The sequence below is a fragment of the Streptomyces sp. NPDC107500 genome, from assembly GCF_055582785.1.
In genome coordinates, this window is the sequence record NZ_JBVJPF010000001.1 from 1,169,439 (window position 1) to 1,191,958 (window position 22,520).

Below are 22,520 nucleotides of genomic sequence, written 5' to 3' on the forward strand. Positions count from 1 at the left end.
GCCACCGTCGCCCGAAGGCTCGTCATCGCCCTCGACCGGACGACAGGAGGCCGCGCCCCTTGTTCCGTACCGCCGCCCGTGTGCTCCCGCCGTGGCTCGCCCATGCTCTGAACGCCCAGCGCGGTCCCGTGCCCTGGAACGCGGTCACGCGCGGTGCGCTGGCCGGCGGGCCGCTGCTGATCACCGCGCTGGCCGCCGGGCGGGCCTCCCTCGGGGTCGTCGCCGCGATCGCCGCCATGCTGGCCGGCATCAACGACCGGCCGGGCAGCCGCCGTGCGTCCGTGCGGCGGATCGGCGTACCCGCGCTCGCGGGCGTGGCCGGGCTGCTCGTCGGGACGTACGCCGGACAGCAGCTGGGCGCCGTTCCGCTGACCCTGGTGCTGACCGGGCTGGGGCTGGTCGCGGGCGGCGTCAGTGCCGTCGGTCCCGTGGCGTCCCAGGCCGGGACGCAGCTGCTGGTCGGCAGCGCGGTGGGCGCCGGGATGCCGCTGCCCGACCCGGGGTGGCAGAGCGTGCTGGCCTTCCTCGCCGGCGCCGGATGGCTGCTCCTGCTGCGGCTGGCCCTGCCCACGCCCGGCTCCCTGACCGGCGGCTTCCGCTTCGACGGGGAGCGCGCGGCCGTCGCCGACGTGTACGACGCCGTCGCCGCGCTGCTGGACGCCGTCGGCACCGAGCACGCCGTGTCCCGCCGGGCCGCGCTCACCGCCGCCCTCGACCACGCCCAGGACGCGCTCGCCGGACCCCGGCTGCGGCGCCGTGCCTCCACCGCCGCCGAACGCCGACTGCACGCCCAGTACGCGGCCGCGCTGCCCCTCGGCGAAGCCGCGACCGCGCTCGCGTGGGCCGAGCGTCCGGTGCCCGCCCGTGCCTCGGAAGGGCCCCGCCGGCTCGCGGCCGCCGTACGCGGCAACGCCCACGCGGGACCGCTGCCCGCGCCCCACCGCACCGACCCCGCCCTGCGCGCCCTGGACGACGCCCTCCTGCACGCCGCGGTCGCCTTCGACCTGGGCAGGGGCCAGGACCTGCACACCCGCAGGCGGTCGGCCGCCGCCCTCGCCCGCGACGTCTTCGGGGCGGGAGGGCGTGAGTACGGGCTGCGGGCCGGGCTGTGCTTCGGAGCCGCCGCCGCCGTCGCCCAGGCGCTGCACCACGGCCACTGGTACGGCGCCCACCAGCACTGGTACTGGCTGCCCGCCACCGCCGTCTTCCTCGTCAAGCCCGATCTCGGTCCGCTCGTGTCGCGGGTCCTGTGCCGGGCGGCCGGGACCGTGCTCGGCGCCTTGCTGTTCGCCGGGTTCGCGGCCGTACTTCCCCGGCCCGAGGGGCTGGTCGCGCTCGTCGCCGTGTGCGGTGCCCTGGTGCCGGTCGCCGCACGGCACTTCGCCGCCCAGACCACCGTCGTCACCGTCCTCGTCCTCGCCCTGGTCATGGTGGGCGGCGAACCCCAGGCATCCGCAGGCCGCATCGGGGAGACGCTGCTGGCCTGCGCGATCGTGCTGGTCGTCGGGCATCTGCCGATGCCGGGACAGCGGGGCGGCGGCGTACGGGCCCGGATCGGGGCCGCCGACGCCGCCGCGCAGGCCTACCTCGCGCACGTACTGAGCGGGTCCGGCGACCGCGCCACCCGGTGGACGCTGCGCCGCGAGGCCTACCGCACACTCGCCGAGGCACGCGCCGCCATCGGCCGCGCCGCCGCCGAACTGCCCGCCCTCGCCCGCCACTCCGAGGGCACGGACGAGGTCGCGGCGGTCCTCGAACGGCTCGTCGACACCACCACCGCCTGCGCCGTCCACCTCGACGACACCGGCCGGCTCACGCCCCGCCACACCGCCCGGCTCGCCGAGCTGGGCGACGAACTGGCCCAGCGGCGCGGACGCGTGGGCGGCGACCGCCCCGAACTGCCGCTCGCGGGGTGAGCGCCCCGGCGGACCGGTGCCGTGGCGGCGTCCGCCCCCGTAGGTTGGCGAGATGACGCCTTCTTCGCACGGGAAGCCCGCGGATCTCGTCATCACCGGCTGCACCGTCCTCGTCCACGACGACCGGGAGCGGATCGGTTTCCAGGAGGACGCCGCGATCGTCGTACGGGACGGAGCCTTCGACTCCGTGACCACCGCAGCCGCCGTCGCCGGCCTGGCCACCGCCGACCGCATCGACGCCCGTGGCCAGGTCGCCCTCCCCGGGCTGGTCAACTGCCACACGCACGCGCCGATGGTCGCCCTGCGGGGCCTTGCCGAGGGCCTGCCCACCGAGGAGTGGTTCAACGACGTCGTCTGGCCCGTCGAGTCCAACCTCACCGAACGGGACGTGACCCTGGGCGCCCGGCTGGCCTGCGCCGAGATGATCCGTGCGGGGGTGACGGCCTTCGCGGACAGCTACTTCGCCATGGACGCCGTGGCCGCCGTCGTCGCCGCGTGCGGGATGCGGGCGCAACTGGGCCAGGCGTACTTCTCCTCGCAGGGCCCCGAGGGGCGGGAAGCGTCCCTGGAGTTCGCGTTGCGGCACCGGGACTCCGCCGGCGGCCGCATCACCACCGCCCTCGCCCCGCACGCCCCCTACACGGTGACCGACGCCGACCTCGCCGCCACCGCCGCGCTCGCCCGTGACCACGGACTGCCCGTACACCTCCACGCCGCCGAGAACCGGGACCAGACCGACACCAGCCTCGCCCGGCACGGGGCCACCCCGATCCGGGTTCTGGAGCGCACCGGCATCCTCGGCACCGACGTGCTCATCGCGCACGGCACCGGCATCACCGGGGACGATCTGCCGCTCCTCGCCCGCGCGGAGGGCCGTACGGCCGTGGCGACCGCACCCCGCGGCTACCTCAAGTTCGCCTGGCCCGGCACCACCCCGGTGCGCGCCCTGCGCGACATCGGGATCCCCGTCGGCCTCGCCACGGACGGTGCCGCCTCCAACAACTCCCTCGACGTGTGGGAGTCGATGGCGCTCACCTCCCTGATCCAGAAGTCCACCGAGGGCGATCCACGCTGGCTGACCTCCCGTCAGGCCCTCCACCACGCCACCCTGCAGAGCGCCGAGGCGGTCGGGCTCGCCGGCACCGTCGGCCGCATCGCGCCGGGCCTGCGGGCCGACCTGATCCTCGTCGACCTCACGGGGCCGCACACGCAGCCCGTGCACGACCTCGCCGCCACCCTGGTGCACAGCGTCCGCTCCGCCGACGTGCGCACGACGATCGTCGACGGCCGCGTCCTCATGCGGGACCGCGTGCTGCTCACCCTCGACGTGCCCGCCGTGGTGCGGGAGTTGGAGGAGCGGCTGCCCGCCCTCACCGACCGCGGCCACGGGCGGCGTGTCCAGGAGTACGACACCTGAACCGCATCCGCGCGGCGGCCCGGAGAAGAAAGTTCTCCGAGCCGCGATGAGTTCTTCTCCTCCCGGCAGTCACCACCCTTCGACGTTCCGTCGCAATGGAGGAGCTGGAGCCATGTCGCTGCCCGAGATCGTGACCCGCGCGGACTGGCGCGCGGCGCGCGCGGCCTTACTGGTCAAGGAGAAGGCGGCCACCCGCGCGCGTGACGCCCTCAACGCCGAACGGCGCGGGCTGCCCATGACGGAGGTCGACAAGGAGTACGTGTTCGAGGGCGGCGACGGCAAGGCCACCCTCCTCGACCTCTTCGAGGGCCGCGACCAGCTCGTCGTCTACCACTTCATGTTCGCGCCCGAGTGGGAGGCGGGCTGCCGCAGCTGTTCCGGGTTCCTGGACCAGATCGGCCACCTCGCGCACCTGAGGGCCCGCGGTACGTCCTTCGCCGCCGTCTCCCGGGCGCCCTACCCGAAGATCCTTCCGTTCAAGGCGCGGATGGGCTGGACGCTGCCCTGGTACTCGTCGTACGTCAGCGACTTCAACGCCGACTTCGAGGTCACCCTCGAACACGAGGGCGAGCTGGTCGAGCGGCCGGGCCTCAGCTGCTTCCTGCGCGACCGCGAGCGCGTCTTCCACACCTACTCGACGTACGAGCGCGGCCTCGACGGGATCGGCTCCACCACCAGCCTGCTCGACCTGACCGCGCTCGGCCGGCAGGAGCCGTGGGAGAAACCCGAGGGGCGCGCGACGGCTCTCGGCGCGCCCGCGGGCAGCGAGGGAGTCCGCTACCACGACGAGTACGAGGACTGAGGCGCTCCGTAGACCCTACGTAGTCGCTTCGTAGCGGAAACGGCCGAACGGCCGCGTCACGGCTCACCCTTTGCGGTGAACGAGTGTCAACTATGTCTCAGTACCATCACCGCGCGAGGCTTTCGCTTCATGGTTGGCGTTTAACTCTCTACGAGTACGGCGCTACATGGAGGTGCGGAGTGAACGGGCGAACAGTGCTCGAACGCTTTCCCGCAGGTGGACCGAGAGGGTCCTGGCCGGCGGAGGAGTTCGCACAGGCACGGCGGCTGGAGGGCCAGCCCGCCGAAGTGGTCATGGACCTCGCCACGGACATGTTCCTGGTCGTGGTGCGCGGCGCCGCCGCGAGTGACGCGGCGGCCTGACGACCCGGGTCAGCCCGCCTCCGGGGCCGGTACCGGCGCCTTGGTGAACTGTTCCGCCTGGAGCGAGTACAGCTCCGCGTAGACCCCGCCGGTGGCCAGCAGCTCGTCCGGGGTCCCGGACTCCACCAGCCTGCCCTGGTCGAGGACGTGCACCAGGTCCGCGTGGCGCACGGAGGCCAGCCGGTGGGTGATCAGGACGACGGTCTGCCCGCTGCCGGCCAGGGCTCGGATCTTCTCGAAGACCTCCAGCTCGGCTCGGGCGTCCAGGGCCGCCGTCGGTTCGTCGACGATGAGGATGCGGCCCTGCCGGTACGCCGCCCGCGCGATCCCCACCCGCTGCCACTGGCCGCCCGACAGCTCGTGCCCCCCGCTGAAATTGCGGGCGAGCAGGGTGTCCAGGCCGCGCGGCAGATCCGCGACGACGTCCTCGGCGCCGGCCTCGGCGACCGCGTCGGCCACCCGCTCGTCGCCCAGCGGCACCGAGGAGCGGCCCACGGCGACGTTCACCCGCGCGGTGAACGGCCAGCGCTTGAAGTCCTGGGCCACCATCGCGACCCGTTCGGCGAGCGCGTGCCGGTCCGCCGTCGCCGCGTCGACACCGTCCCAGGTGACGCGGCCCCGGTCCGGTGTGTAGAGGCCCGCGAGCAGCTTGACCAGCGTGGTCTTGCCCGAGCCGTTCTCGCCGACGAGGGCCACGATCCGGCCCAGCGGCAGGGAGAGCGTCACGTCGTCGAGCGCCGGGCGGGTCGCGTCGCCCGGATAGCTGAACGTGACGCCCTCGAAGCGGATCTCCTTGGGGTCCTCGGGGAGCGCGGCGCCGCCCAGCGGGATGGCCCGCTCGGCCGCCTCCACGTGCAGCCGGTCCAGGTCGCCGACGAAGAGTGCCTCCTCGTGGAGCGCGTTGACCTCGACGACCAGGGTGCCGAGGCTCTGCGAGCCGGTGCGGATGGCGATCACCGCGGTGCCCGCCACGGACAGGGCCATCGCGCCGCCCAGCAGCAGCCCGCCGAGGGTCGCGTACGTCGCCGCCGTCGCCACCCCCGTCCAGGCCGACGCGACCAGCCCCGTACGGGCCGCCAGCCGGGCCAGCCTGGCCTGCTCCGCCTCCGCGGTCTCCGACATCGCGCGGAAGTGCCGGAGCAGGAAGGGGCCCACCGAGTGCACCCGGATCTCGGGGGCCGCGGCAGGTTCGATCAGCAGACTGCCCAGCAGCCGCCCCGCCCGCTCGTGCTGCACCCAGGCGTGGAAGGACTCGTACCGGCGACGGGCCAGGGTCAGCGCGCTCCAGGCGCTCGGCAGCGTCATCGTCACCAGCAGCGGCAGCAGCGCCGGGTGCAGCACGGTCAGGACGCCGGCCGCCGCGATCAGCGAGATCATCGCGTTCACCACGCGGGTGCCGTACGAGATCATCCGCCGCGCGGAGGCCGCGCCGTACTGGGCGGTGTCCAGGAGCTTGTGGAAGGCGTGGTCCTCGATCGCGGACAGCTCCACGGCCGCCGCCCGCTCCAGATACCGCTCGGTGGCCACCCGCTCCACCTTCGGCTCCAGCCGCCCGGTCGCGTACGTCGACGCCGCCCGCAGCAGCGCCGCGACCAGCATCACGGAGGCCACCGTGACCAGCGCGGGGACGGTCCCGCTCAGGCGTTCATCGATCGGACCGGAGGCCATCAGCCCGGCCAGCGCGCTGTTGACGGCGAGGAGACTGACCGCCTGCGCCAGGCCCCGGCCCACCTCGGCCGCGAGCACCGTCCGCGCCGCCCGCGGGTCGGCCTGCCGGGCGAGCCGGAGGCTGGACGCCAGCAGGGACGGCAACCGGGTCAGCATCGCGCGGAAGCCCAGCTCGAGGAACGCGTCGGCGTGCTGGTTCCAGCCCATGTCGTAGCGCAGGGGGCCGCCGAAGAGCAGCCGCTCCGACTCCGACACCCCGGCAGGTTCCGTGCTGCCCTTCCTGCGCACCGTCGGCCTCCCCCGATCGTGGACGGACGGCCACTATCGCGGGGCGGGACGCCAGGGGGGCAGGGCGCGGGAGGGGGAGGGCGGAGCGCGCGGGCGCACGCCGGACCCGGCGGAGCCGGAAGGGGGCGCGCGGGGCGAAGCGGCCGGATCCCGGAGCGGTTCGTGCGGGCGTGCGGGGCGGGCCGGCACCGCGGGGGAGGGAGTGTGTGACGGCGAAGGGGCGGGCGGGGCTCGCGGGGGAGTGGCGGGGCGCGGCGGCGCCTACGCGCTCACCGGCCGGGACCAGGTGGGCGTCGTGTTCGTCAGCCTGCACAGCGCCAGGTAGAGCGGGATGGGCGGGGTGTACGGAACCGTGCCGTCCGGGCGGTGGATGAGGCCGGGAACGTCCGAGGCGCCGGGGACCACCGCTCCGGTGACGTACCGCGCGGGCGAGGGCCACTCCAGGGCGTAGTCGGAGTCGGACGGAACGATCCACCACCAGTGCGTCTCATCGGCGTAGATGCACCCGACGCGCGGCAGCCTCGGCAGCACCTGTTGGGCGAGGTAGGCGGGAACCGCCACCGCGTCGCAGCCCAGCGGGACCGTCATGCCGTCCGGTACGGGAAGTCGCAGGGGTGCCCCGGAGGCGCTTCGTTCGCGCTGGAGGCGGACCATCGTGTCCAGACCGAGCGGTCGGATGCCGGATGCGGCCCTCAGAGCCATTCGGTCCCCGTCCCGCGCCATTCGCTCCCCGTACCCCGGGACGGCCGAAGGTGGTTCTCCGCCTCGTCCTCGTCGCCCGTGTCGTCGGCGGGGCCGGGCTTCGGGCGGGCACCCCAGCCGAGATCGTTGTGGGGCTCCGACGGGTCGCGCGGGGCGTCGGCCTTGCGCGGCAGCTCCGCCCAGACCAGGAGGCCGGGGCCGTGCTCGTGGGCGCCCCAGGCGTCGCACAGGGCGTCGACGAGGAGCAGTCCTCTGCCGTGTTCGTCCTCGGGCTGCTGATCGTCCGCGGGGTGGGGCTGGCCGGGGGCGCAGCCCTCGTCGCGCACGGCTATGCGGACCAGTTCGTCCCCGTCGTGCAGCTCGCAGACTATGTGTCTGCTCGCGGTGTGCACGATCGCGTTGGTCACCAGCTCGGAGACGACCAGGGCCGCGGTGTCGCAGGTGTCCTCGCACACCGACCAGCCGTTCAGCCGAGCCCGGGTCAGGCGTCTCGCCTGCGCGGGGGAACTCGGATGTGCGGCCAGTTCGAAACGGAACCGGCGCTCGGCGGCTGCGGTCCCCGAAGGGCCGACTCCCATGGCGGCACCGAGGCCCAGGGAGCCCGCGGTGGCGTCTGTTCCTAAGGGCGCGGACGGAATCACGCTTGCCACTATCGCCCCGCCGTGAACACTTGGCAAGTGTCACTCTGAAAAATGCAGAGTGCTGTGTGACGTTCTGGACGGCCGTGGCACACTGCTCGCAACAGCACGTCGAGCGGCGCCACTTCAGTCCGGCGAAGGCCTGCACAGGTTTTCGAACAGGTCTTCGGATGGCGCCGCCGGGCTGTCCGCACCAGGCACGGGCGCCGAGGCACCGGCGCCGGGCACAGGGACGCAAGGACTCTTCGGGACTCTTCAGGAGGTGGGCGGTGAGTGAGCCGCGGTCCGCGCCGACGGTCGGCCAGGTCGTACTCGGCCGGCGCCTGCTGGACCTGCGGGAACGCGCGGGCCTCAAACGTGAGGAAGCCGCCCGCATCCTGCGCGTCGCCCCCGCCACCGTCCGCCGCATGGAGATGGCCGAGGTCGCCCTCAAGATCCCGTACCTCCAGCTCCTGCTGAAGGCGTACGGCGTCTCGGACGAGGAGGCCGAAGCCTTCGTGCAGCTGGCCGAGGACGCCAACAAACCGGGGTGGTGGCAGCGCTTCCACGACATCCTGCCCGGCTGGTTCTCGCTGTACGTCAGCCTGGAGGGCGCCGCTGCCCTGATCCGCTCCTACGAGCCGCACTTCGTCCCGGGAGTGCTGCAGACCGAGGACTACGCGCGTGGCGTGCTGCGCTCGGGGGCCATCGGGCAGACCAGGCCCGACGACATCGAGCGCCACGTCGACCTGCGCATGCAGCGCCAGGAGCTGCTCACCCGCAAGGACGCGCCCCGGCTGTGGGTCGTGATGGACGAGACCGCGCTGCGCCGCCCCGTCGGGGGCCCGGAGGTGATGCGTGCCCAGATCGACAGGCTGCTCGAGGCCACGAAGCTGCCCAACGTGACGCTGCAGGTCGCCCCGTTCTCCAACGGGCCGCACCCCGGCACCTACGGGCCCTTCGTGCTGTTCCGATTCGCCATGCCGGAACTTCCGGACATGGTCTACAGCGAGTACCTGACCGGCGCCGTCTACCTGGACGCGCGCGCCGAGGTGGCGACCCATCTCGAGGTCATGGACCGCATGGCGGCGCAGGCCGCCACGGCACATCGCACGAAGGAGATCCTCCGGGATCTCCGCAAGGAGCTGTGAATGAACCGCATCAAACCCCAGCGCTCGCCACGGACCCGCGGCGAGCGGATCTACAACGGCATGCCCGCCGGCGAGCTGGGCAGCGAGGGCTGGCACAAGCCGTGGAGCGGCGGCAACGGAGGCAACTGCCTCGAGGCCATGAAGCTCGCCGACGGCCGGATCGCGGTCCGGCAGTCCACCGATCCGGAGGGGCCCGCGCTGATCTACACCTCCGCGGAGATGACGGCCTTCATCGAGGGAGCGAAGGCGGGAGAGGCGGACTTCCTGCTGTCCTGAGACATGTGTGTTGATCTTGTTGTTCTTAAGCTTGTTGGCACTGACCTGACCTGACCTGATTGCCTCTCGCGGCCCGTCACCGGCGGGCCGCTCAGACCCTCATCGGCCGGTCGTAGGGCCCCACGGGGGCGGGGAGCCGAGTGCGGCCGCCGGACAGGTGGCGGTCGACGGCCGCCGCCACCGCCCGTCCCTCCGCGATCGCCCACACGATGAGCGACTGCCCGCGCGCCGCGTCCCCCGCGGCGAACACCCCCGGGACGCCGGTGGCGAAGTCCTGGTCCCGGGCGATCGTGCCCCGGGACTCCAGCCCCAGCCCCAGCCCGTCGACCAGCCCGTCCTCCCGGTCGGGCCCCGAGAAACCGAGGGCGAGCAGGACGAGGTCCGCGGGGAGCGTGCGCTCGGTACCGGGCAGCGGACGGCGCCCCGCGTCCACCCCGACCAGGTGCAGCGACCGCACATGCCCGTCGTCGTCCCCGGTGAAGCGGAGCGTGGACGCCGCGAACAGCCGCGCGTCCGCGTCCGCCGCCGGCGCGGACCGCAGATCGCGTGCCTCCTCGTGCGCCGCCGACAGCCGGTAGAGCCGCGGGTAGACCGGCCACGGCTCCGCCTCCTCGTCCCGCTCCGCACCTGGCTGCGCGTAGATGTCCAGCTGGGTCACGGACGCCGCCCGGTCCCTTACCGCCGTGCCCAGACAGTCCGCCCCGGTGTCGCCGCCGCCGACGATGACGACGTGCTTCCCCGCCGCGGACAGCGGGGAGCGCTCCAGGTCCCCCTCGCACACCCGGTTGGCCAGCGGCAGGTACTCCATCGCCTGGTGGATGCCCGCCAGCTCCCGCCCCGGCACGGGCAGCTCGCGCCAGGCGGTCGCCCCGGTCGCGACCACCACGGCGTCGTAACGGCTCCGCAGCTCCGCCGCGCCCACGTCCCTGCCGGCCGTGGTCGACGTCCGGAACTTCGTCCCCTCCGCCCGCATCTGCTCGATACGCCGCTCCAGATGCCGCTTCTCCATCTTGAACGCGGGGATCCCGTACCGCATCAGCCCCCCGAGCCGGTCGTCCCGTTCGAACACCGCCACCGTGTGCCCGGCCCGGGTCAGTTGCTGCGCCGCCGCGAGACCGGCGGGGCCCGAGCCGATCACCGCCACCGTCTTCCCGGAGAGCCGGTCCGGCGGCCGTGGCGGGGTGAAGCCCTCCTCCCAGGCGCGGTCGGCGATCGCGCACTCGACGTTCTTGATGGTCACGGCCGGCTGGTTGATGGCGAGGACGCAGCCCGCCTCGCACGGCGCGGGGCACAACCGGCCGGTGAACTCGGGGAAGTTGTTCGTGGCGTGCAGCCGCTCGCTCGCCGCCCGCCAGTCCGACCGGGCCACCAGATCGTTCCAGTCCGGGATCAGGTTGCCCAGCGGACAGGCCTCGTGGCAGAAGGGGACGCCGCAGTCCATGCAGCGGTCGGCCTGCGCGCCGACGATCGGCAGCAGCGCGCCCGGGACGTACACCTCGTCCCAGTCCCGCACCCGCTCCTCGGCCGGCCTGCGGGGCCACTCCTCGCGGGGGGTCGTCAGGAAACCCTTCGGATCGGCCATGGCCCTCTCCCTTGCGTGCGGGGTGGCTGGCCGTGCGGCGCTCTGCGTTCGGGGCGGCGCTCTTGCGCCCCACGATACGTCCGGCCCGCCCCGGACGCAGAGCGCCGCACGCCTTTCCCGCGCCCGAGCGGGCGGGCGGCGCCCGCTCCCTCAGCGCAGGGCGAGCACGTAGGCCACCGCCGCCGCGGCCGAGGCGATCGTCCTTACGTGGTTCCACGCCGTCCACTCGCGCACGTACGCGGTCCACCGGTCGGCCGCCTGCGCGGAGCCCGGCTCCACTGCGAGCAGGGCGGTGTTGCGCGGCACATTGGCGGCCACGGTCACCCCGAACGACCCGATCAGATACAGCGCGCTGCCCAGCAGCAGTTCCGCCGCGGCCTCCCCCGGCCACAGCACGAACGTCACCACGGCGATCACCGCGGCCAGCACCGCCGTCCCGAGGAACACCGCCATGAACGGCGGCCGCACCGCCGCCTTGTTGATCGAGTTCATCGCGGCGACCCCCTGAGCCGGCGGCAGCGCGGCCAGTCCCCGCATGACGAAGGTCGAGAAGGCGCAGAACACCCCGGCCGTCAGACCGGCCCCGAGCACACCCAGCACCGTCAGCACGAAATACGGTCCGTCGATCATGTCGCGTCAACTCCCACCCGTCGACCGGTCGCCCGACCGGCGCCGTCCGCCGTCGGTGACCCCAAGTCAACCGCCGCGCGAGCACGGTGACCATGGCCGACCCGCGCCCGCCCATGCGCGAGCGTCCAAGCGGGCGCACCGGCGAGTGACGCATCATGGGCGGGTGCGACTGGAAGCGATCACCTGGGACCGGCTCGGCGACCAGCTCGCCGAGCGCCTGCTCGACCTCGAACCCGCGGACGGCAGCGCCTGGACCCGCGTCGCCCTCGACGGTGCCCCCGCCGCCCGCCCCGGCGACCTCGCCGAACGAGTCGCCGAGGCGCTGCGCGTCCGCGGCCGGCCCTCCCTCGTCGTCGGGACGGAGGGCTTCCTGCGCCCCGCCTCGCTGCGCCTGGAGTACGGGCACCGGGACACCGAGTCCTACTACAACGGCTGGTACGACATCGGCGCCCTGTGGCGCGAGGTCTTCGACCCCCTCGGGCCCGAGGGGAACGGGCGGGCCCTGCCCGACCTGTGGGACCCGGTCACCGACCGCGCCACCCGCAGCCCCCACCTCCAACTCCCTCCCGGCGGTGTGCTGTTGCTGCACGGCCCGTTCCTGCTGCGTCACTGGTTCCCCCTCGATCTGAGCGTCCATCTCGTCCTCACCCCCGGAGCGCTGCGCCGCCGGACCACGGAGGCCGAGCGGTGGACCCTGCCCGCCTTCGAGCGCTACGACGAGGAGACCGACCCCGCCGGCACCGCCGACGTCGTGGTGCGGGCCGACGATCCACGGCACCCCGCGTGGAGCGGCTGACAGGTTCGGCGCGTCAGTTTCCCCAAAGCGCTTTTATATGCGCATGCATGTAACTAGGCTGCGGGCATGACCACTCACTCCGGCGATGCCGCCGTCACCACCGATGCCCGCAACTCCGCCGCCTCCTTCGACGAACCGGTCCGCGCCCTCCTGGACGGCAAGAACTTCGCCTCGGTCGCCACGCTCGGTCCCGACGGCGCCCCGCAGAACTCCGTGGTCTGGATCAAGCGCGAGGGCGACACGGTGCTCTTCTCCTCCGTGGACGGACGGCAGAAGGTGCGCAACCTCCGCCGGGATCCGCGCATCAGCCTGTCGGTCTACGACCTGGCCAACCCGTACACCTCGGTGGAGATCCGCGGCACCGTCGAGATCGTCCCCGACGAGGGGAAGAGACTTCCGCGCGACCTGTCGCACAAATACCTCGGCATCGACCCGCCGGCGGAGAAGGACGAGGAGACCCGTGTGATCATCCGTGTCGTGCCACGGAAGGTCGTGAGCTTCTCGGCCTGATCGGGTCCGGTGCCCGAACCGCTCGCCCCGTCCTCAGAGCCAGCCGTTGCGCCGGAAGCCGCGGTGCAGCGCCAGGCAGGCGACGGCTATCACCCCGATGACCAGGCCGTAGCCGTACCGCCAGCGCAGCTCAGGCATGTGGTCGAAATTCATGCCGTACACCCCGCAGACCATCGTGGGGACGGCGACGATCGCGGCCCAGGCGGTGATCTTCCGCATGTCCTCGTTCTGCGCGACCGTCACGCGGGCGAGGTGTGCCTGGAGGATGGAGTTGAGCAGTTCGTCGAACGCGGCGATCTGCTCGCCGGCCCGCAGCAGGTGGTCGGAGACGTCACGGAAGTACGCCTGTATCTCCGGGTCGACCGCCCGGAACGGCCGAGTGGCCAGCTCCTCCAGGGGCCGGCTGAGCGGCACCACGGCCCGCCTCAGTTCGAGCAGTTCACGCTTGAGCTGGTAGATCCGTCCCGGGTCGACCCGCGCGCCGTTCTCCGCGAAGACCTCCGTCTCCACATGGTCGACGTCCGCCTGGACCGAGTCGACGACGCTCAGGAAGTCGTCCACCACGTGGTCCGCGATCGCGTGCAGCACCGCCGACGGCCCCTTGGCGAGCTGCGCGGGATCGGACTCCAGCTCCTCTCGCAGCGGACCCAGGGAGCCGTGCCGTCCGTGGCGCACGGTGATCACGAAGTCCTGGCCGACGAACACCATGATCTCGCCGGTGCTCACCACCTCGCTGGTGGCCGTCAGCTCCTCGTGCTCCACGTAGCAGACGGTCTTGAAGACGGCGAAGAGCGTCTCGCCGTACCGCTCCACCTTCGGCCGCTGGTGGGCCTCGATCGCGTCCTCCACCGCCAGCGGATGCAGATCGAACAGCTCCGCGACGCCGGCGAACTCCTGGTCCGTCGGCTCGTGCAGGCCGAGCCAGACGAAGCCCGCGGCGCGCTTGCGCATCCTGGCCACCACCTCGACCGGATCGCCGCCCTCGGGGGTGCGGACGCCGTCCCGGTAGGTCACGCAGTTCACCACCGAGGAACCAAGCGGGGAGCGGACCGGGTGGCTCAGGTCCACCCGCCGCCGACGGCGGCCCAGCTGTGCCACCTTGCGCAGGCCGCCGACCTTTCCCAGGCCGGTGACCTTGCGCAGATTCCCTGCCATGGTCATCCGAATCTCCTCGCGTGGGTCCCCTCGCGCCGTGCTTCCCGCGCCTTGGCAGGCCAGTCTGCCAGTCCTGCGGGAACGCCGTCCGAGCCTGTGGAAACGGAGCATTCCGCTTCCTTCCCGGCTGTGGACGAACCGTCGGCCGCGCACCGCCGGAGCCGCCCCGACCGGCCGTCCGGGGCCGGGGCGGTGGAGTAGGGCGGCGCCCTCGCGCCGGAGCGTCGCCCCCTTCCGACAAGCCGGACAACTGGGATGATCGCAGCATGACGCGAACCGACGGATACCTCCTCGACAACCGGCAGGCCGAGGCTGCGGAGCGCTTCGACGCCTTCGCCAAGCTCTTCGACCCCACCACGTTCCGGCACCTCGAGACGCTCGGCGTCGGACCCGGCTGGCGCTGCTGGGAGGTCGGGGCCGGCGGAACCTCCGTGGTGTCGTGGCTGGCCAAGAAGGTCGGGCCGACCGGCAGGGTCATCGCGACGGACATCGACACCTCGCGGGTCGCTCCGGCCGGCCGCCCGCCGGTCGAGGTGCGTGTGCACGACGTGGGCGCGCAGGAGCCGCCGGGGGAGGGGTTCGACCTGGTGCACGCGAGGCTGGTGCTCGTCCACGTCCCGGACCGGGAGCGGGCGTTGCGGTCGATGGTCAAGGCCCTGCGTCCCGGCGGCCGCCTCCTGGTCGAGGACGCCGATCCCGCCCTCCAGCCCCTGCTCTGCCCCGACGAGCACGGCCCCGAGCAGCAACTGGCGAACCGCCTCCGGCAGGGCTTCCGCGAGTTGCTGTCCCGCCGCGGAGCCGACCTCTCCTACGGCCGCCGGCTGCCGCGCCTGCTCCGGGAGGCCGGACTGCGCCGCGTGGAGGCCGACGCCTACTTCCCGGTCACCTCGCCCGCGTGCGCCGCCCTGGAGTCGGCGACCGTCCGTCAGATCCGCGACGAGCTGGTCGGGGCGGGAGTGGCCACCCACGACGACATCGACCGGCATCTCGCCAACGTCGCGTCCGGCAGCATGGACCTGGCGACGGCTCCGATGATCTCGGCGTGGGGGCGCAAGGCGTAAGGAGCACCTGCCGGCGGCCTCGTCGACCTCCTCATGGGCCCTGGCCGTCCCGTCACCCCGGTCACCCCGTCGGCTCGGATGTCCGGACGTCCGGTTGAGGCACGCTCACGGCACGGAGAGCACGCGATCACGCCTGCCGGGTCTCCGCCGCTGATCGGCCGCGCGCTCGCGGAGGTCTCCCGCCCACCCGTTCGACCGCCGTCGCTCCCGCGCGGCACCCCGTGGCCGCCGCCTCCTCGGGTGTCGCTCCCGCGAGCAGCGCGGCGAGGAACGCGCCGGTGAAGGCGTCACCGGCGCCCGTACTGTCCCGCGGCGACGCGGGTGCTGCGGGGACCCGGGCGCACACGGCGCCGGCCCGGGCCACCAGGGCGCCCTCCGCCCCCTGCTTGGAGATCACCAGCGGAACGTGCCGGCTCAGCTTGGCCGCCGCGTCCGCGGCATCGGGCAGCCCGGTCAGCAGGCACGCCTCGTCACGGCTCGGCAGCAGGACGTCCACCCCCTCGACCAGACCCAGGAAGCGGTCCACTCCCAGCCCGGCCAGGAACCCCGCCGAGGCCGGGTCGAGACTGACCGGCACCCCGCGCGCGCGTGCCGCGGCCAGGGCGACCGACACCAGAGCGCGGCTCGGTTCCGCGAACAGGAGGTAGCCCGACAGGTGCAGTCGGGCGACGCCGTCGAGCAGCGTGTCCGACCAGTCGCCCGGCCCGATCCGCAAGGACGCCCCGCTGTCCGTGAGGAAGGTCCGCTCGCCCGAGTCGCCGCTGTCGACCAGGCAGATCACCGTCCCCGTCGGCGCCGACGGATCGACCACCAGCAGCGGACGCACCCCACAGGCCGTCAGCTCCCGCTCGTGCCAGTCCGCCGCGTCGGCACCGACCCGGCCAAGCAGCCGGACGTTCCGGTACCCCGCCCAGGCCGCCCAGCAGGCCACGTTGGCACCCGCACCGCCGGGCAGGCGACGGATCGAGGCGGCCGTGTCCGTACCGGCGGCCAGCGGCCCCCGGTGGCGGGCGACCACGTCCGTGACGACATCGCCGACGACCAGCAACGCCCCGCCCGGCCGCACGGTCACGCCCGGGCCCAGGCCGTCGCGATACGGGCCGCCAGCCGTACGTTTCCGCGCACCGCCGCCAGATTGGCGCTCAGCGAGGCACCGTCGGTGTGGCGCACCAAGTGGTCCAGGAGAAACGGGGTGACCGCCTGCCCGGTCACCCCCTCCGCCTCGCACGCGCGCAGCGCTTCGGCCAGCACGCGTGCGTGCAGCGTGGGATCCAGCTGCTCCTCCTCGGGCACCGGATTGGCGACCACGAAAGCGGACCGCGGCCCGTCCAGCGCGTCCTGCGCCCGCATGACGGCCGCCGCCTGCTCCGGGCTGTCCAGCGTCCAGTCCACCGGGTGCCCGGAGTCGGACAGGTAGAAGCCGGGGAAGCGGTCCGTGCCGTAGCCCGCCACCGAGACGCCGAGCGTCTCCAGCCGTTGCAGGGTCGCCGGTACGTCCAGGATGGACTTCACCCCCGCGCACACCACGGTGATCCGGGTGCGTGCCAGCAGGCCCAGGTCGGCCGACTCGTCCTGCGTCACCGTCCACTCCCGGTGCACGCCGCCCAGCCCACCGGTCGCGAACACCCGCACGCCCGCCAGCGCCGCCAGCAGAGCGGTCGCCGACACGGTGGTCGCGCCGCTCGCTCCGGCCGCCACCGCGAGCGGCAGGTCCCGGTGGCCCAGCTTGCGGATGCCGTCCTCGTTGGCGACCCGCTCCAGCTGCTCCTTGTCGAGGCCCACGTGCGGCCGCCCCTCCAGGACGGCGATCGTCGCCGGGACGGCGCCCTCCCGACGGACCACCTCCTCCAGTTCCCCGGCCACCAGCAGATTGCGCGGGCGCGGCAGCCCGTGCGCGATGATCGTGGACTCCAGGGCCACCACGGGCTCATGGGCGTCGATCGCCGCCCGTACCTCTTCCGACACCACCAGCATCACGCGCCTGCCTCCTGTCCGACGGTCTCCCTCGGCTCCGGTCTCCCTCATCCCTGGCGGGCGAGGGACCGGGTCAAACCCCCGAGGGGACCGCACCGGCCCCTTGCGGGTCCCGGGGGAGGGCACCAGCCTGGGAACCATGACGGACAACACGACACGTCTCGACCACGTGGTGCTCTGGGTCAGCGACCCGGTCGCCGCGGCCGGGTTCTACGAGAAGAACCTGGGTCTGGAGCCCTTGCGGCTGACCGAGTACGCCGCGGGGACCGTGAGTTTTCCTTCCGTGCGGCTCAACGAAGAGACCATCCTCGATCTCGCGCCGCACTCCCTCGCTCCACGTATGCGGGTCGTACCCGGCGCCGACGAGAGCGCGGGGCATCCCGTCAACCACGTCTGCCTGTCCCTGCCCGCGGACGAGTTCGACGCGCTGCGCGTCCGCCTGGAGGAGCAGTCCGTCCCGGTCTCGGATCTCTCCCACGACTCCTACGGCGCCCGCGGCATGGCCCGGCGCAGCTTCTACTTCGGCGACCCGGACGGCAACATCATCGAGGCCCGGCACTACGACTAGCTCCGCCCGCCACCGGCGTCCCGGGGCCCGCGCTCAGAACAGCGGCTCGGGCAGCACGCCCTCCAGTGCGAGCAGCCGCCGCTTGGTCTCCACCCCGCCGCCGAACCCGCCGATGCCTCCGTCGCGTTCCACCACGCGGTGGCAGGGCACGACGACCGGCAGCGGATTGGCACCCATGGCCATGCCGACCGCCTGGGCCGCGCCCGGCTGGCCCACCCGGCCGGCCAGGTCGCCGTACCCGACGACCGAGCCGTAAGGGACGCCGGAGGCCAGCTCACGCAGTACCTGCCGGTTGAAGCCCGAGATCAGCGACCAGTCCAGCGGCAGGTCGAAGTCCTGCCTGGCCCCTGCGAAGTACGACGCCACCTGGCGTATCGCCTCGGCCAGCAGCGGGGAGCCGGGCGCCTCCACGGGCTCCGTCCCCAGCCGGTCCGCGAGCCGTTCGAGCGCCTGGCCGCGGGCGGCGGCGGTGGCGTGGAACACGACGTTGACCAGGCCGTCGGGGGTGGCGGCCAGCATCAGCGGACCGATGTCGGTGCCGACGACGGTCCACACGACCCGCTGTTCGTACTGCCCAGGGCTGTCCATGCGCCCACGGTACGGCCGGCCACTGACAATGCCCGGGACAGCGGCCTGCGAGGCCGGTCCGTCCCGGGCGTCAAGAGGTCAGAGTGCCGACGAGTCCGTGTCCTCGCCGACGGCGTCCCGCACCACGTCCGGCTTGTTGGTGATGATGCCGTCGACGCCGTACCCCGCCGCCCGCCGGGCGGCGGCAGCGGTGTCCACCGTCCAGGTCAGGACCTCCATCCGCTTGCCGTGCGGCCCGTCGAACGCGTGCACCGAGGCCACGTAGGACATGGAGAGGGAGCCGTGCGAGGGATTGATCTGGTCCGCGAACTCGGCGTACTCGGGCAGGTCCGACACGAGCGGCGTGCCGAGGAAGCCCGTCTTGACGGCCGGCTTGAGCTCGTGGACCGTCCGGATGCTGTCCGCGCTGAAGCTCTGCACCACCAGCCGGCCGGTCACGTGGCGGCGGTCGAGCCAGCCCTCGTTGGCGAGCACCTTGAGGGTCTGCTGCTCGATGCCCGGGTACAGGCCGGGGCTCTTCAGCTCCAGCAGCAGCTTCTGGTGGTTGTGCTCCAGACGGTTCACGTACTGCTTCAGAGTCGGTACGCGCGCGCCCGCGTACCGGGACCCGAACCAGCTCCCCGCGTCCAGCCGCGCGATCTCCGCGGCCGTGAAGTCCTTCACCTTCCATGGGGACCGGCCGGGGAAGACCTCCTCCACGTCGGTGGTACGCCTCAGGTCCTCGTCGTGCATGACGACGAGTTCACCGTCCTTGGTGCGCTGGACGTCGTTCTCCACCCAGCGGATGCCCTGCTCGGCCGCCTTGTCGACGGCGGCCAGCGTGTTCTCCGGCGCGTAGGCCGAAGCGCCCCGGTGCGCGACGACCGTGGGCCCGTCGTCGCCGGTCCCGGTGGACCGGGCGTGCGAGAGGGGCGCCGTCAGGGCGACTCCCAGAAGCGCGGTGGTCGTGACGGCAACTGTGCGCACGTGCATGCGTACTCCTCGCGTCGAGCGATCACGGACAGCTCCACTGTGACACCGGAGAGTCAACGGAAGAGGGGTACAGAATGGCCACTGGCTGAATGGAGTTGCTCAACTACGCTCACCAGGGCGGCACAAGTGGGGCGAGGCCGTGATTCTTTGCCGGAGAATCGTTCGACCATTCCGGTGGGCGTCATACTCTCTGCCTCGGCCCCGGTCGTTCGCTCAGGCCCGCGAGAGGGTGCACATCAGGAGAATCCGGTACTCCACCGGGGCGTAAGAAGGCGGAAGGGCAGCCGCAGATGCAAGGCACGGTCGACGGATTCAACTACGGACTCGTCACACCACTGGTGGCCTACCTCATGGCGTGCCTCGGCGGTGCCCTCGGTCTGCGCTGCACCACGAGGGCCATGCTGGTCACCCGTTCCTGGCGCCCCGGGTGGCTCGCCCTGGCCTCGGCGGCGATCGGCTCCGGCATCTGGACCATGCACTTCATCGCGATGATGGGGTTCACGATCGAGCACACGCCGATCCGCTACGACTGGCTGATGACCTTCGCCAGCCTGGCCGTCGCCATCGTGATGGTGGGGATCGGGATCTTCATCGTCGGCTACCGCGGGGCCCGCGGGACCGCCCTGTTCACCGGCGGCACCGTCACCGGCCTGGGGATCGCGTCGATGCACTACCTGGGTATGGCCGGGATGCACCTGGACGGACAGCTGACCTACAACACGTTCACCGTGTCGGTGTCCGTCGTCATCGCCATGGGCGCCGCCACCGCCTCACTGTGGGCGGCCGGACAGGTCCGGGGCTTCCTGTGGAGCGTGGGCGCCGCCCTGATCATGGGGCTGGCCGTCACCGGCATGCACTACACGGGCATGGCCGCCCTAGACGTCCACGTCGGCGGCACGTCCGAGCCCAGCGTCGGGGGATCGCCCGCCGAGCTGCTCGCCCCGATGCTGATCGGGCCCCTCGCCTTCCTCGTCCTGGCCGGCGTCGTCGTCCTGCTCGACCCGCTGATGGTCATGGGCAAGCCCGCCGCCCCGCCCGTCGAGCGGAAGCCCGGCATCCCCGCCCACTCCGAGGTCCCGCGCACGGCCCACCGCCCGACCCGTCACCCGGCCCGCCACCTGCGCCGTCCCCTCGCCCACCGGCGGTCCCGCGCCCCGCAGAACCGCTGATCCGGACCCGTTGTCAGTGGGGGGTCGTACGGTGGAACCCATGCGGCCCGTTTCCCAGATCGAACGCACGGTGGCGCCCTTCGAGGTCGTCAGCCCCTACCAGCCGAACGGCGACCAGCCGGCGGCCATCGCCGAGCTGGCCCGGCGAGTCGAAGCAGGCGAGAAGGACGTCGTCCTGCTCGGCGCGACCGGCACCGGAAAGTCCGCCACCACGGCGTGGATGATCGAGAAGCTCCAGCGGCCCACCCTGGTCATGGCCCCGAACAAGACCCTGGCCGCCCAGCTGGCGAACGAGTTCCGCGAACTGCTGCCGAACAACGCAGTCGAGTACTTCGTCTCGTACTACGACTACTACCAGCCCGAGGCCTACGTCCCTCAGTCGGACACCTACATCGAGAAGGACTCCTCGATCAACGAGGAGGTGGAGCGGCTGCGGCACTCCGCGACCAACTCGCTGCTCACCCGGCGCGACGTCGTCGTGGTCGCCTCCGTCTCCTGCATCTACGGCCTGGGCACCCCCCAGGAGTACGTGGACCGCATGGTCCCCCTCCGGGTCGGCGAGGAGCACGACCGGGACGAGCTGCTGCGCCGCTTCGTCGACATCCAGTACACGCGCAACGACATGGCCTTCGCCCGCGGCACCTTCCGCGTGCGCGGCGACACCATCGAGATCTTCCCGGTCTACGAGGAGCTCGCCGTCCGCATCGAGATGTTCGGTGACGAGATCGAGGCCCTGTCCACCCTCCACCCGGTCACCGGCGAGATCATCAGCGACGACCAGCAGCTCTACGTCTTCCCCGCCTCCCACTACGTCGCGGGCCCCGAGCGCTTGGAGCGGGCGGCCAACGACATCGAGAAGGAGCTGGCCGAGCGCCTGACCGAGCTGGAGAAACAGGGCAAGCTCCTGGAGGCCCAGCGACTGCGGATGCGCACGACGTACGACCTCGAGATGCTCCGCCAGATCGGCAGCTGCTCCGGGGTGGAGAACTACTCGATGCACTTCGACGGCCGCCTCCCCGGCTCCCCGCCGAACACGCTGCTGGACTACTTCCCGGACGACTTCCTGCTCGTCATCGACGAGTCGCACGTCACCGTGCCGCAGATCGGCGCCATGTACGAGGGCGACGCCTCCCGCAAGCGCACCCTGGTCGACCACGGCTTCCGGCTGCCCTCGGCACTCGACAACCGACCGCTGAAGTGGGAGGAGTTCCAGGAGCGCATCGGTCAGACCGTCTACCTGTCCGCGACGCCGGGAGCCTACGAGCTCTCCCGCTCGGACGGTGCCGTGGAGCAGATCATCCGCCCCACCGGCCTCGTCGACCCGGAAGTCGTCGTCAAGTCCACCGAGGGCCAGATCGACGACCTGGTGCACGAGATCCGCAAGCGGACCGAGAAGGACGAGCGGGTCCTGGTCACCACCCTCACCAAGAAGATGGCCGAGGACCTCACCGACTACTTCCTGGAGCTGGGCATCCAGGTCCGCTACCTGCACAGCGACGTCGACACCCTGCGCCGCGTCGAACTGCTGCGTGAACTGCGCGCCGGTGAGTACGACGTCCTGGTCGGCATCAACCTGCTGCGGGAGGGCCTCGACCTGCCCGAGGTCTCCCTGGTGGCGATCCTCGACGCCGACAAGGAGGGCTTCCTGCGCTCCGGCACCTCGCTGATCCAGACCATCGGCCGCGCGGCGCGCAATGTCTCCGGCCAGGTCCACATGTACGCCGACAAGATCACGCCGGCGATGGAGAAGGCGATCGACGAGACCAACCGCCGGCGCGAGAAGCAGGTCGCGTTCAACAAGGCGAACGGCATCGACCCGCAGCCGCTCCGCAAGAAGATCAACGACATCGTCGCGCAGATCGCCCGCGAGGACGTCGACACCGAGCAGCTGCTCGGCTCCGGGTACCGCCAGGTGAAGGAGGGGAAGGGCGCCAAGGCCCCCGTGCCCTCCCTCGGCGGCCAGGCGGCGGGTGCGAAACCGGCCAAGGGCCGGGGCAAGGCCAAGGAGACGGTCCCGACCGACCGTCCCGCCGCGGAGCTGGCCGAACAGATCGAGGAACTGACCAACCGCATGCGGGCGGCCGCCGCCGACCTCCAGTTCGAGATCGCGGCCAGGCTGCGTGACGAGGTCTCCGAGATGAAGAAGGAACTGCGTCAGATGAGGGAGGCGGGCCTGGCCTGAGGGCCCGACCGGACACGGGCTGTGTTGCAAGACCGACACAAAGTGCGGACCGGGGTGGGGCTCTGTCAGTGCCCGTGCGTAGGGTTCAGGTCAACCGCGGGCTCCGCGGCAACAGGGGACAGTTCGAGAGGGGA

The 22,520-nt window shown here is 72.4% G+C and carries 22 protein-coding genes; 12 read left to right on the forward strand and 10 right to left on the reverse strand.

Features of this window, described 5'->3' with window-relative positions:
* The first annotated feature begins 59 nt into the window (after positions 1-59).
* The 4 genes from ACZ67M_RS05175 to ACZ67M_RS05190 all read left to right on the forward strand — a co-directional run bounded on the left by ACZ67M_RS05175 (position 60) and on the right by ACZ67M_RS05190 (position 4,497).
* Entirely contained in the window at positions 60-1,916 is a 1,857-nt protein-coding gene (locus ACZ67M_RS05175; protein ID WP_469849586.1) for an FUSC family protein, read from the forward strand.
* A gap of 52 nt (positions 1,917-1,968) precedes the next feature.
* Complete coding sequence (locus ACZ67M_RS05180) at positions 1,969-3,333, forward strand: amidohydrolase (protein ID WP_469849588.1); 1,365 nt, start codon at positions 1,969-1,971, stop codon at positions 3,331-3,333.
* A 112-nt stretch (positions 3,334-3,445) separates the two neighbouring features.
* The gene (locus ACZ67M_RS05185; RefSeq protein ID WP_385802970.1) at positions 3,446-4,135 is read left to right on the forward strand and encodes a DUF899 domain-containing protein; all 690 of its coding nucleotides are present in this window, start codon (positions 3,446-3,448) and stop codon (positions 4,133-4,135) included.
* Positions 4,136-4,314: 179 nt separating this feature from the next.
* On the forward strand, positions 4,315-4,497 hold the full coding sequence (locus ACZ67M_RS05190) for a hypothetical protein (protein WP_122615046.1): 183 nt from the start codon (positions 4,315-4,317) through the stop codon (positions 4,495-4,497).
* 9 nt (positions 4,498-4,506) lie between these two features.
* Here the strand turns inward: ACZ67M_RS05190 and ACZ67M_RS05195 are convergent, their stop codons facing one another.
* From ACZ67M_RS05195 to ACZ67M_RS05205, 3 genes are all read right to left on the reverse strand, one after another.
* On the reverse strand, positions 4,507-6,372 hold the full coding sequence (locus ACZ67M_RS05195) for an ABC transporter ATP-binding protein (RefSeq protein ID WP_469849747.1): 1,866 nt from the start codon (positions 6,370-6,372) through the stop codon (positions 4,507-4,509).
* A 342-nt stretch (positions 6,373-6,714) separates the two neighbouring features.
* Positions 6,715-7,155, reverse strand: a complete 441-nt coding sequence (locus ACZ67M_RS05200) for a hypothetical protein (RefSeq protein ID WP_469849591.1) — start codon at positions 7,153-7,155, stop codon at positions 6,715-6,717.
* The gene (locus ACZ67M_RS05205) at positions 7,146-7,805 is read right to left on the reverse strand and encodes an ATP-binding protein (RefSeq protein WP_469849592.1); all 660 of its coding nucleotides are present in this window, start codon (positions 7,803-7,805) and stop codon (positions 7,146-7,148) included. The genes ACZ67M_RS05200 and ACZ67M_RS05205 overlap by 10 nt, the downstream gene beginning before the upstream one ends.
* 257 nt (positions 7,806-8,062) lie before the next feature.
* On the opposite strand from ACZ67M_RS05205, the gene ACZ67M_RS05210 reads away from it, so the two are divergent.
* Both ACZ67M_RS05210 and ACZ67M_RS05215 read left to right on the forward strand, forming a co-directional pair.
* Positions 8,063-8,923: a helix-turn-helix domain-containing protein gene (locus ACZ67M_RS05210; RefSeq protein ID WP_361361373.1), complete on the forward strand. Its 861-nt coding sequence runs from the start codon at positions 8,063-8,065 to the stop codon at positions 8,921-8,923.
* Complete coding sequence (locus tag ACZ67M_RS05215) at positions 8,924-9,199, forward strand: DUF397 domain-containing protein (RefSeq protein WP_161330137.1); 276 nt, start codon at positions 8,924-8,926, stop codon at positions 9,197-9,199.
* A 91-nt stretch (positions 9,200-9,290) separates the two neighbouring features.
* On the opposite strand, the gene ACZ67M_RS05220 is transcribed toward ACZ67M_RS05215, so the two are convergent.
* Positions 9,291-10,781, reverse strand: coding sequence for a glutamate synthase subunit beta (locus ACZ67M_RS05220; protein ID WP_469849594.1), 1,491 nt, complete (start codon positions 10,779-10,781; stop codon positions 9,291-9,293).
* A gap of 150 nt (positions 10,782-10,931) precedes the next feature.
* Complete coding sequence (locus ACZ67M_RS05225; protein ID WP_469849595.1) at positions 10,932-11,411, reverse strand: anthrone oxygenase family protein; 480 nt, start codon at positions 11,409-11,411, stop codon at positions 10,932-10,934.
* A 163-nt stretch (positions 11,412-11,574) separates the two neighbouring features.
* Between ACZ67M_RS05225 and ACZ67M_RS05230 the strand changes: the two genes are divergently transcribed.
* Together ACZ67M_RS05230 and ACZ67M_RS05235 are read left to right on the forward strand one after the other, a co-directional pair.
* Positions 11,575-12,207, forward strand: coding sequence for a nucleoside/nucleotide kinase family protein (locus ACZ67M_RS05230; protein ID WP_469849597.1), 633 nt, complete (start codon positions 11,575-11,577; stop codon positions 12,205-12,207).
* Positions 12,208-12,273: 66 nt separating this feature from the next.
* Complete coding sequence (locus ACZ67M_RS05235) at positions 12,274-12,717, forward strand: PPOX class F420-dependent oxidoreductase (RefSeq protein ID WP_385802982.1); 444 nt, start codon at positions 12,274-12,276, stop codon at positions 12,715-12,717.
* Between the two features lie 33 nt (positions 12,718-12,750).
* On the opposite strand, the gene ACZ67M_RS05240 is transcribed toward ACZ67M_RS05235, so the two are convergent.
* Positions 12,751-13,878 carry a magnesium and cobalt transport protein CorA gene (locus tag ACZ67M_RS05240; protein ID WP_469849599.1) on the reverse strand — a complete coding sequence of 376 codons (1,128 nt, stop codon included), beginning with the start codon at positions 13,876-13,878 and terminating at the stop codon, positions 12,751-12,753.
* Between the two features lie 260 nt (positions 13,879-14,138).
* Between ACZ67M_RS05240 and ACZ67M_RS05245 the strand changes: the two genes are divergently transcribed.
* Positions 14,139-14,933: a methyltransferase domain-containing protein gene (locus ACZ67M_RS05245; protein ID WP_469849601.1), complete on the forward strand. Its 795-nt coding sequence runs from the start codon at positions 14,139-14,141 to the stop codon at positions 14,931-14,933.
* Positions 14,934-15,060: 127 nt separating this feature from the next.
* Here the strand turns inward: ACZ67M_RS05245 and ACZ67M_RS05250 are convergent, their stop codons facing one another.
* On the reverse strand, positions 15,061-16,005 hold the full coding sequence (locus tag ACZ67M_RS05250; RefSeq protein WP_469849603.1) for a carbohydrate kinase family protein: 945 nt from the start codon (positions 16,003-16,005) through the stop codon (positions 15,061-15,063).
* Positions 16,002-16,907, reverse strand: coding sequence for a pseudouridine-5'-phosphate glycosidase (locus tag ACZ67M_RS05255; RefSeq protein WP_469849749.1), 906 nt, complete (start codon positions 16,905-16,907; stop codon positions 16,002-16,004). The genes ACZ67M_RS05250 and ACZ67M_RS05255 overlap by 4 nt, the downstream gene beginning before the upstream one ends.
* A gap of 139 nt (positions 16,908-17,046) precedes the next feature.
* On the opposite strand from ACZ67M_RS05255, the gene ACZ67M_RS05260 reads away from it, so the two are divergent.
* A complete protein-coding gene (locus ACZ67M_RS05260; RefSeq protein WP_361361357.1) occupies positions 17,047-17,475 on the forward strand; it encodes a VOC family protein in 429 nt (142 codons plus the stop codon).
* Between the two features lie 33 nt (positions 17,476-17,508).
* Here ACZ67M_RS05260 and ACZ67M_RS05265 read toward each other — a convergent pair whose 3' ends face one another.
* Entirely contained in the window at positions 17,509-18,063 is a 555-nt protein-coding gene (locus ACZ67M_RS05265) for a methylated-DNA--[protein]-cysteine S-methyltransferase (RefSeq protein WP_392009364.1), read from the reverse strand.
* 78 nt (positions 18,064-18,141) lie between these two features.
* Positions 18,142-19,035 carry a glycerophosphodiester phosphodiesterase gene (locus tag ACZ67M_RS05270; RefSeq protein ID WP_361361353.1) on the reverse strand — a complete coding sequence of 298 codons (894 nt, stop codon included), beginning with the start codon at positions 19,033-19,035 and terminating at the stop codon, positions 18,142-18,144.
* Positions 19,036-19,325: 290 nt separating this feature from the next.
* Between ACZ67M_RS05270 and ACZ67M_RS05275 the strand changes: the two genes are divergently transcribed.
* Together ACZ67M_RS05275 and uvrB are read left to right on the forward strand one after the other, a co-directional pair.
* Positions 19,326-20,204, forward strand: a complete 879-nt coding sequence (locus ACZ67M_RS05275; RefSeq protein ID WP_392009370.1) for an MHYT domain-containing protein — start codon at positions 19,326-19,328, stop codon at positions 20,202-20,204.
* A 40-nt stretch (positions 20,205-20,244) separates the two neighbouring features.
* Entirely contained in the window at positions 20,245-22,386 is a 2,142-nt protein-coding gene (gene uvrB / locus ACZ67M_RS05280) for an excinuclease ABC subunit UvrB (RefSeq protein ID WP_392009372.1), read from the forward strand.
* Positions 22,387-22,520 lie beyond the last annotated feature (134 nt).

Excerpts from the sequence above, each read along its gene's own strand:
- ACZ67M_RS05240 (WP_469849599.1), bottom strand. The coding sequence starts at position 13,878 with ATGACCATGGCAGGGAATCTGCGCAAGGTCACCGGCCTGGGAAAGGTC.
- ACZ67M_RS05245 (WP_469849601.1), top strand. The coding sequence starts at position 14,139 with ATGACGCGAACCGACGGATACCTCCTCGACAACCGGCAGGCCGAGGCT.
- ACZ67M_RS05235 (WP_385802982.1), top strand. The coding sequence starts at position 12,274 with ATGACCACTCACTCCGGCGATGCCGCCGTCACCACCGATGCCCGCAAC.
- ACZ67M_RS05200 (WP_469849591.1), bottom strand. The coding sequence starts at position 7,155 with ATGGCTCTGAGGGCCGCATCCGGCATCCGACCGCTCGGTCTGGACACG.
- uvrB (WP_392009372.1), top strand. The coding sequence starts at position 20,245 with ATGCGGCCCGTTTCCCAGATCGAACGCACGGTGGCGCCCTTCGAGGTC.
- ACZ67M_RS05220 (WP_469849594.1), bottom strand. The coding sequence starts at position 10,781 with ATGGCCGATCCGAAGGGTTTCCTGACGACCCCCCGCGAGGAGTGGCCC.
- ACZ67M_RS05275 (WP_392009370.1), top strand. The coding sequence starts at position 19,326 with ATGCAAGGCACGGTCGACGGATTCAACTACGGACTCGTCACACCACTG.
- ACZ67M_RS05195 (WP_469849747.1), bottom strand. The coding sequence starts at position 6,372 with ATGGGCTGGAACCAGCACGCCGACGCGTTCCTCGAGCTGGGCTTCCGC.
- ACZ67M_RS05260 (WP_361361357.1), top strand. The coding sequence starts at position 17,047 with ATGACGGACAACACGACACGTCTCGACCACGTGGTGCTCTGGGTCAGC.
- ACZ67M_RS05225 (WP_469849595.1), bottom strand. The coding sequence starts at position 11,411 with ATGATCGACGGACCGTATTTCGTGCTGACGGTGCTGGGTGTGCTCGGG.
- ACZ67M_RS05270 (WP_361361353.1), bottom strand. The coding sequence starts at position 19,035 with ATGCACGTGCGCACAGTTGCCGTCACGACCACCGCGCTTCTGGGAGTC.
- ACZ67M_RS05180 (WP_469849588.1), top strand. The coding sequence starts at position 1,969 with ATGACGCCTTCTTCGCACGGGAAGCCCGCGGATCTCGTCATCACCGGC.
- ACZ67M_RS05255 (WP_469849749.1), bottom strand. The coding sequence starts at position 16,907 with ATGCTGGTGGTGTCGGAAGAGGTACGGGCGGCGATCGACGCCCATGAG.
- ACZ67M_RS05265 (WP_392009364.1), bottom strand. The coding sequence starts at position 18,063 with ATGGACAGCCCTGGGCAGTACGAACAGCGGGTCGTGTGGACCGTCGTC.
- ACZ67M_RS05215 (WP_161330137.1), top strand. The coding sequence starts at position 8,924 with ATGAACCGCATCAAACCCCAGCGCTCGCCACGGACCCGCGGCGAGCGG.
- ACZ67M_RS05185 (WP_385802970.1), top strand. The coding sequence starts at position 3,446 with ATGTCGCTGCCCGAGATCGTGACCCGCGCGGACTGGCGCGCGGCGCGC.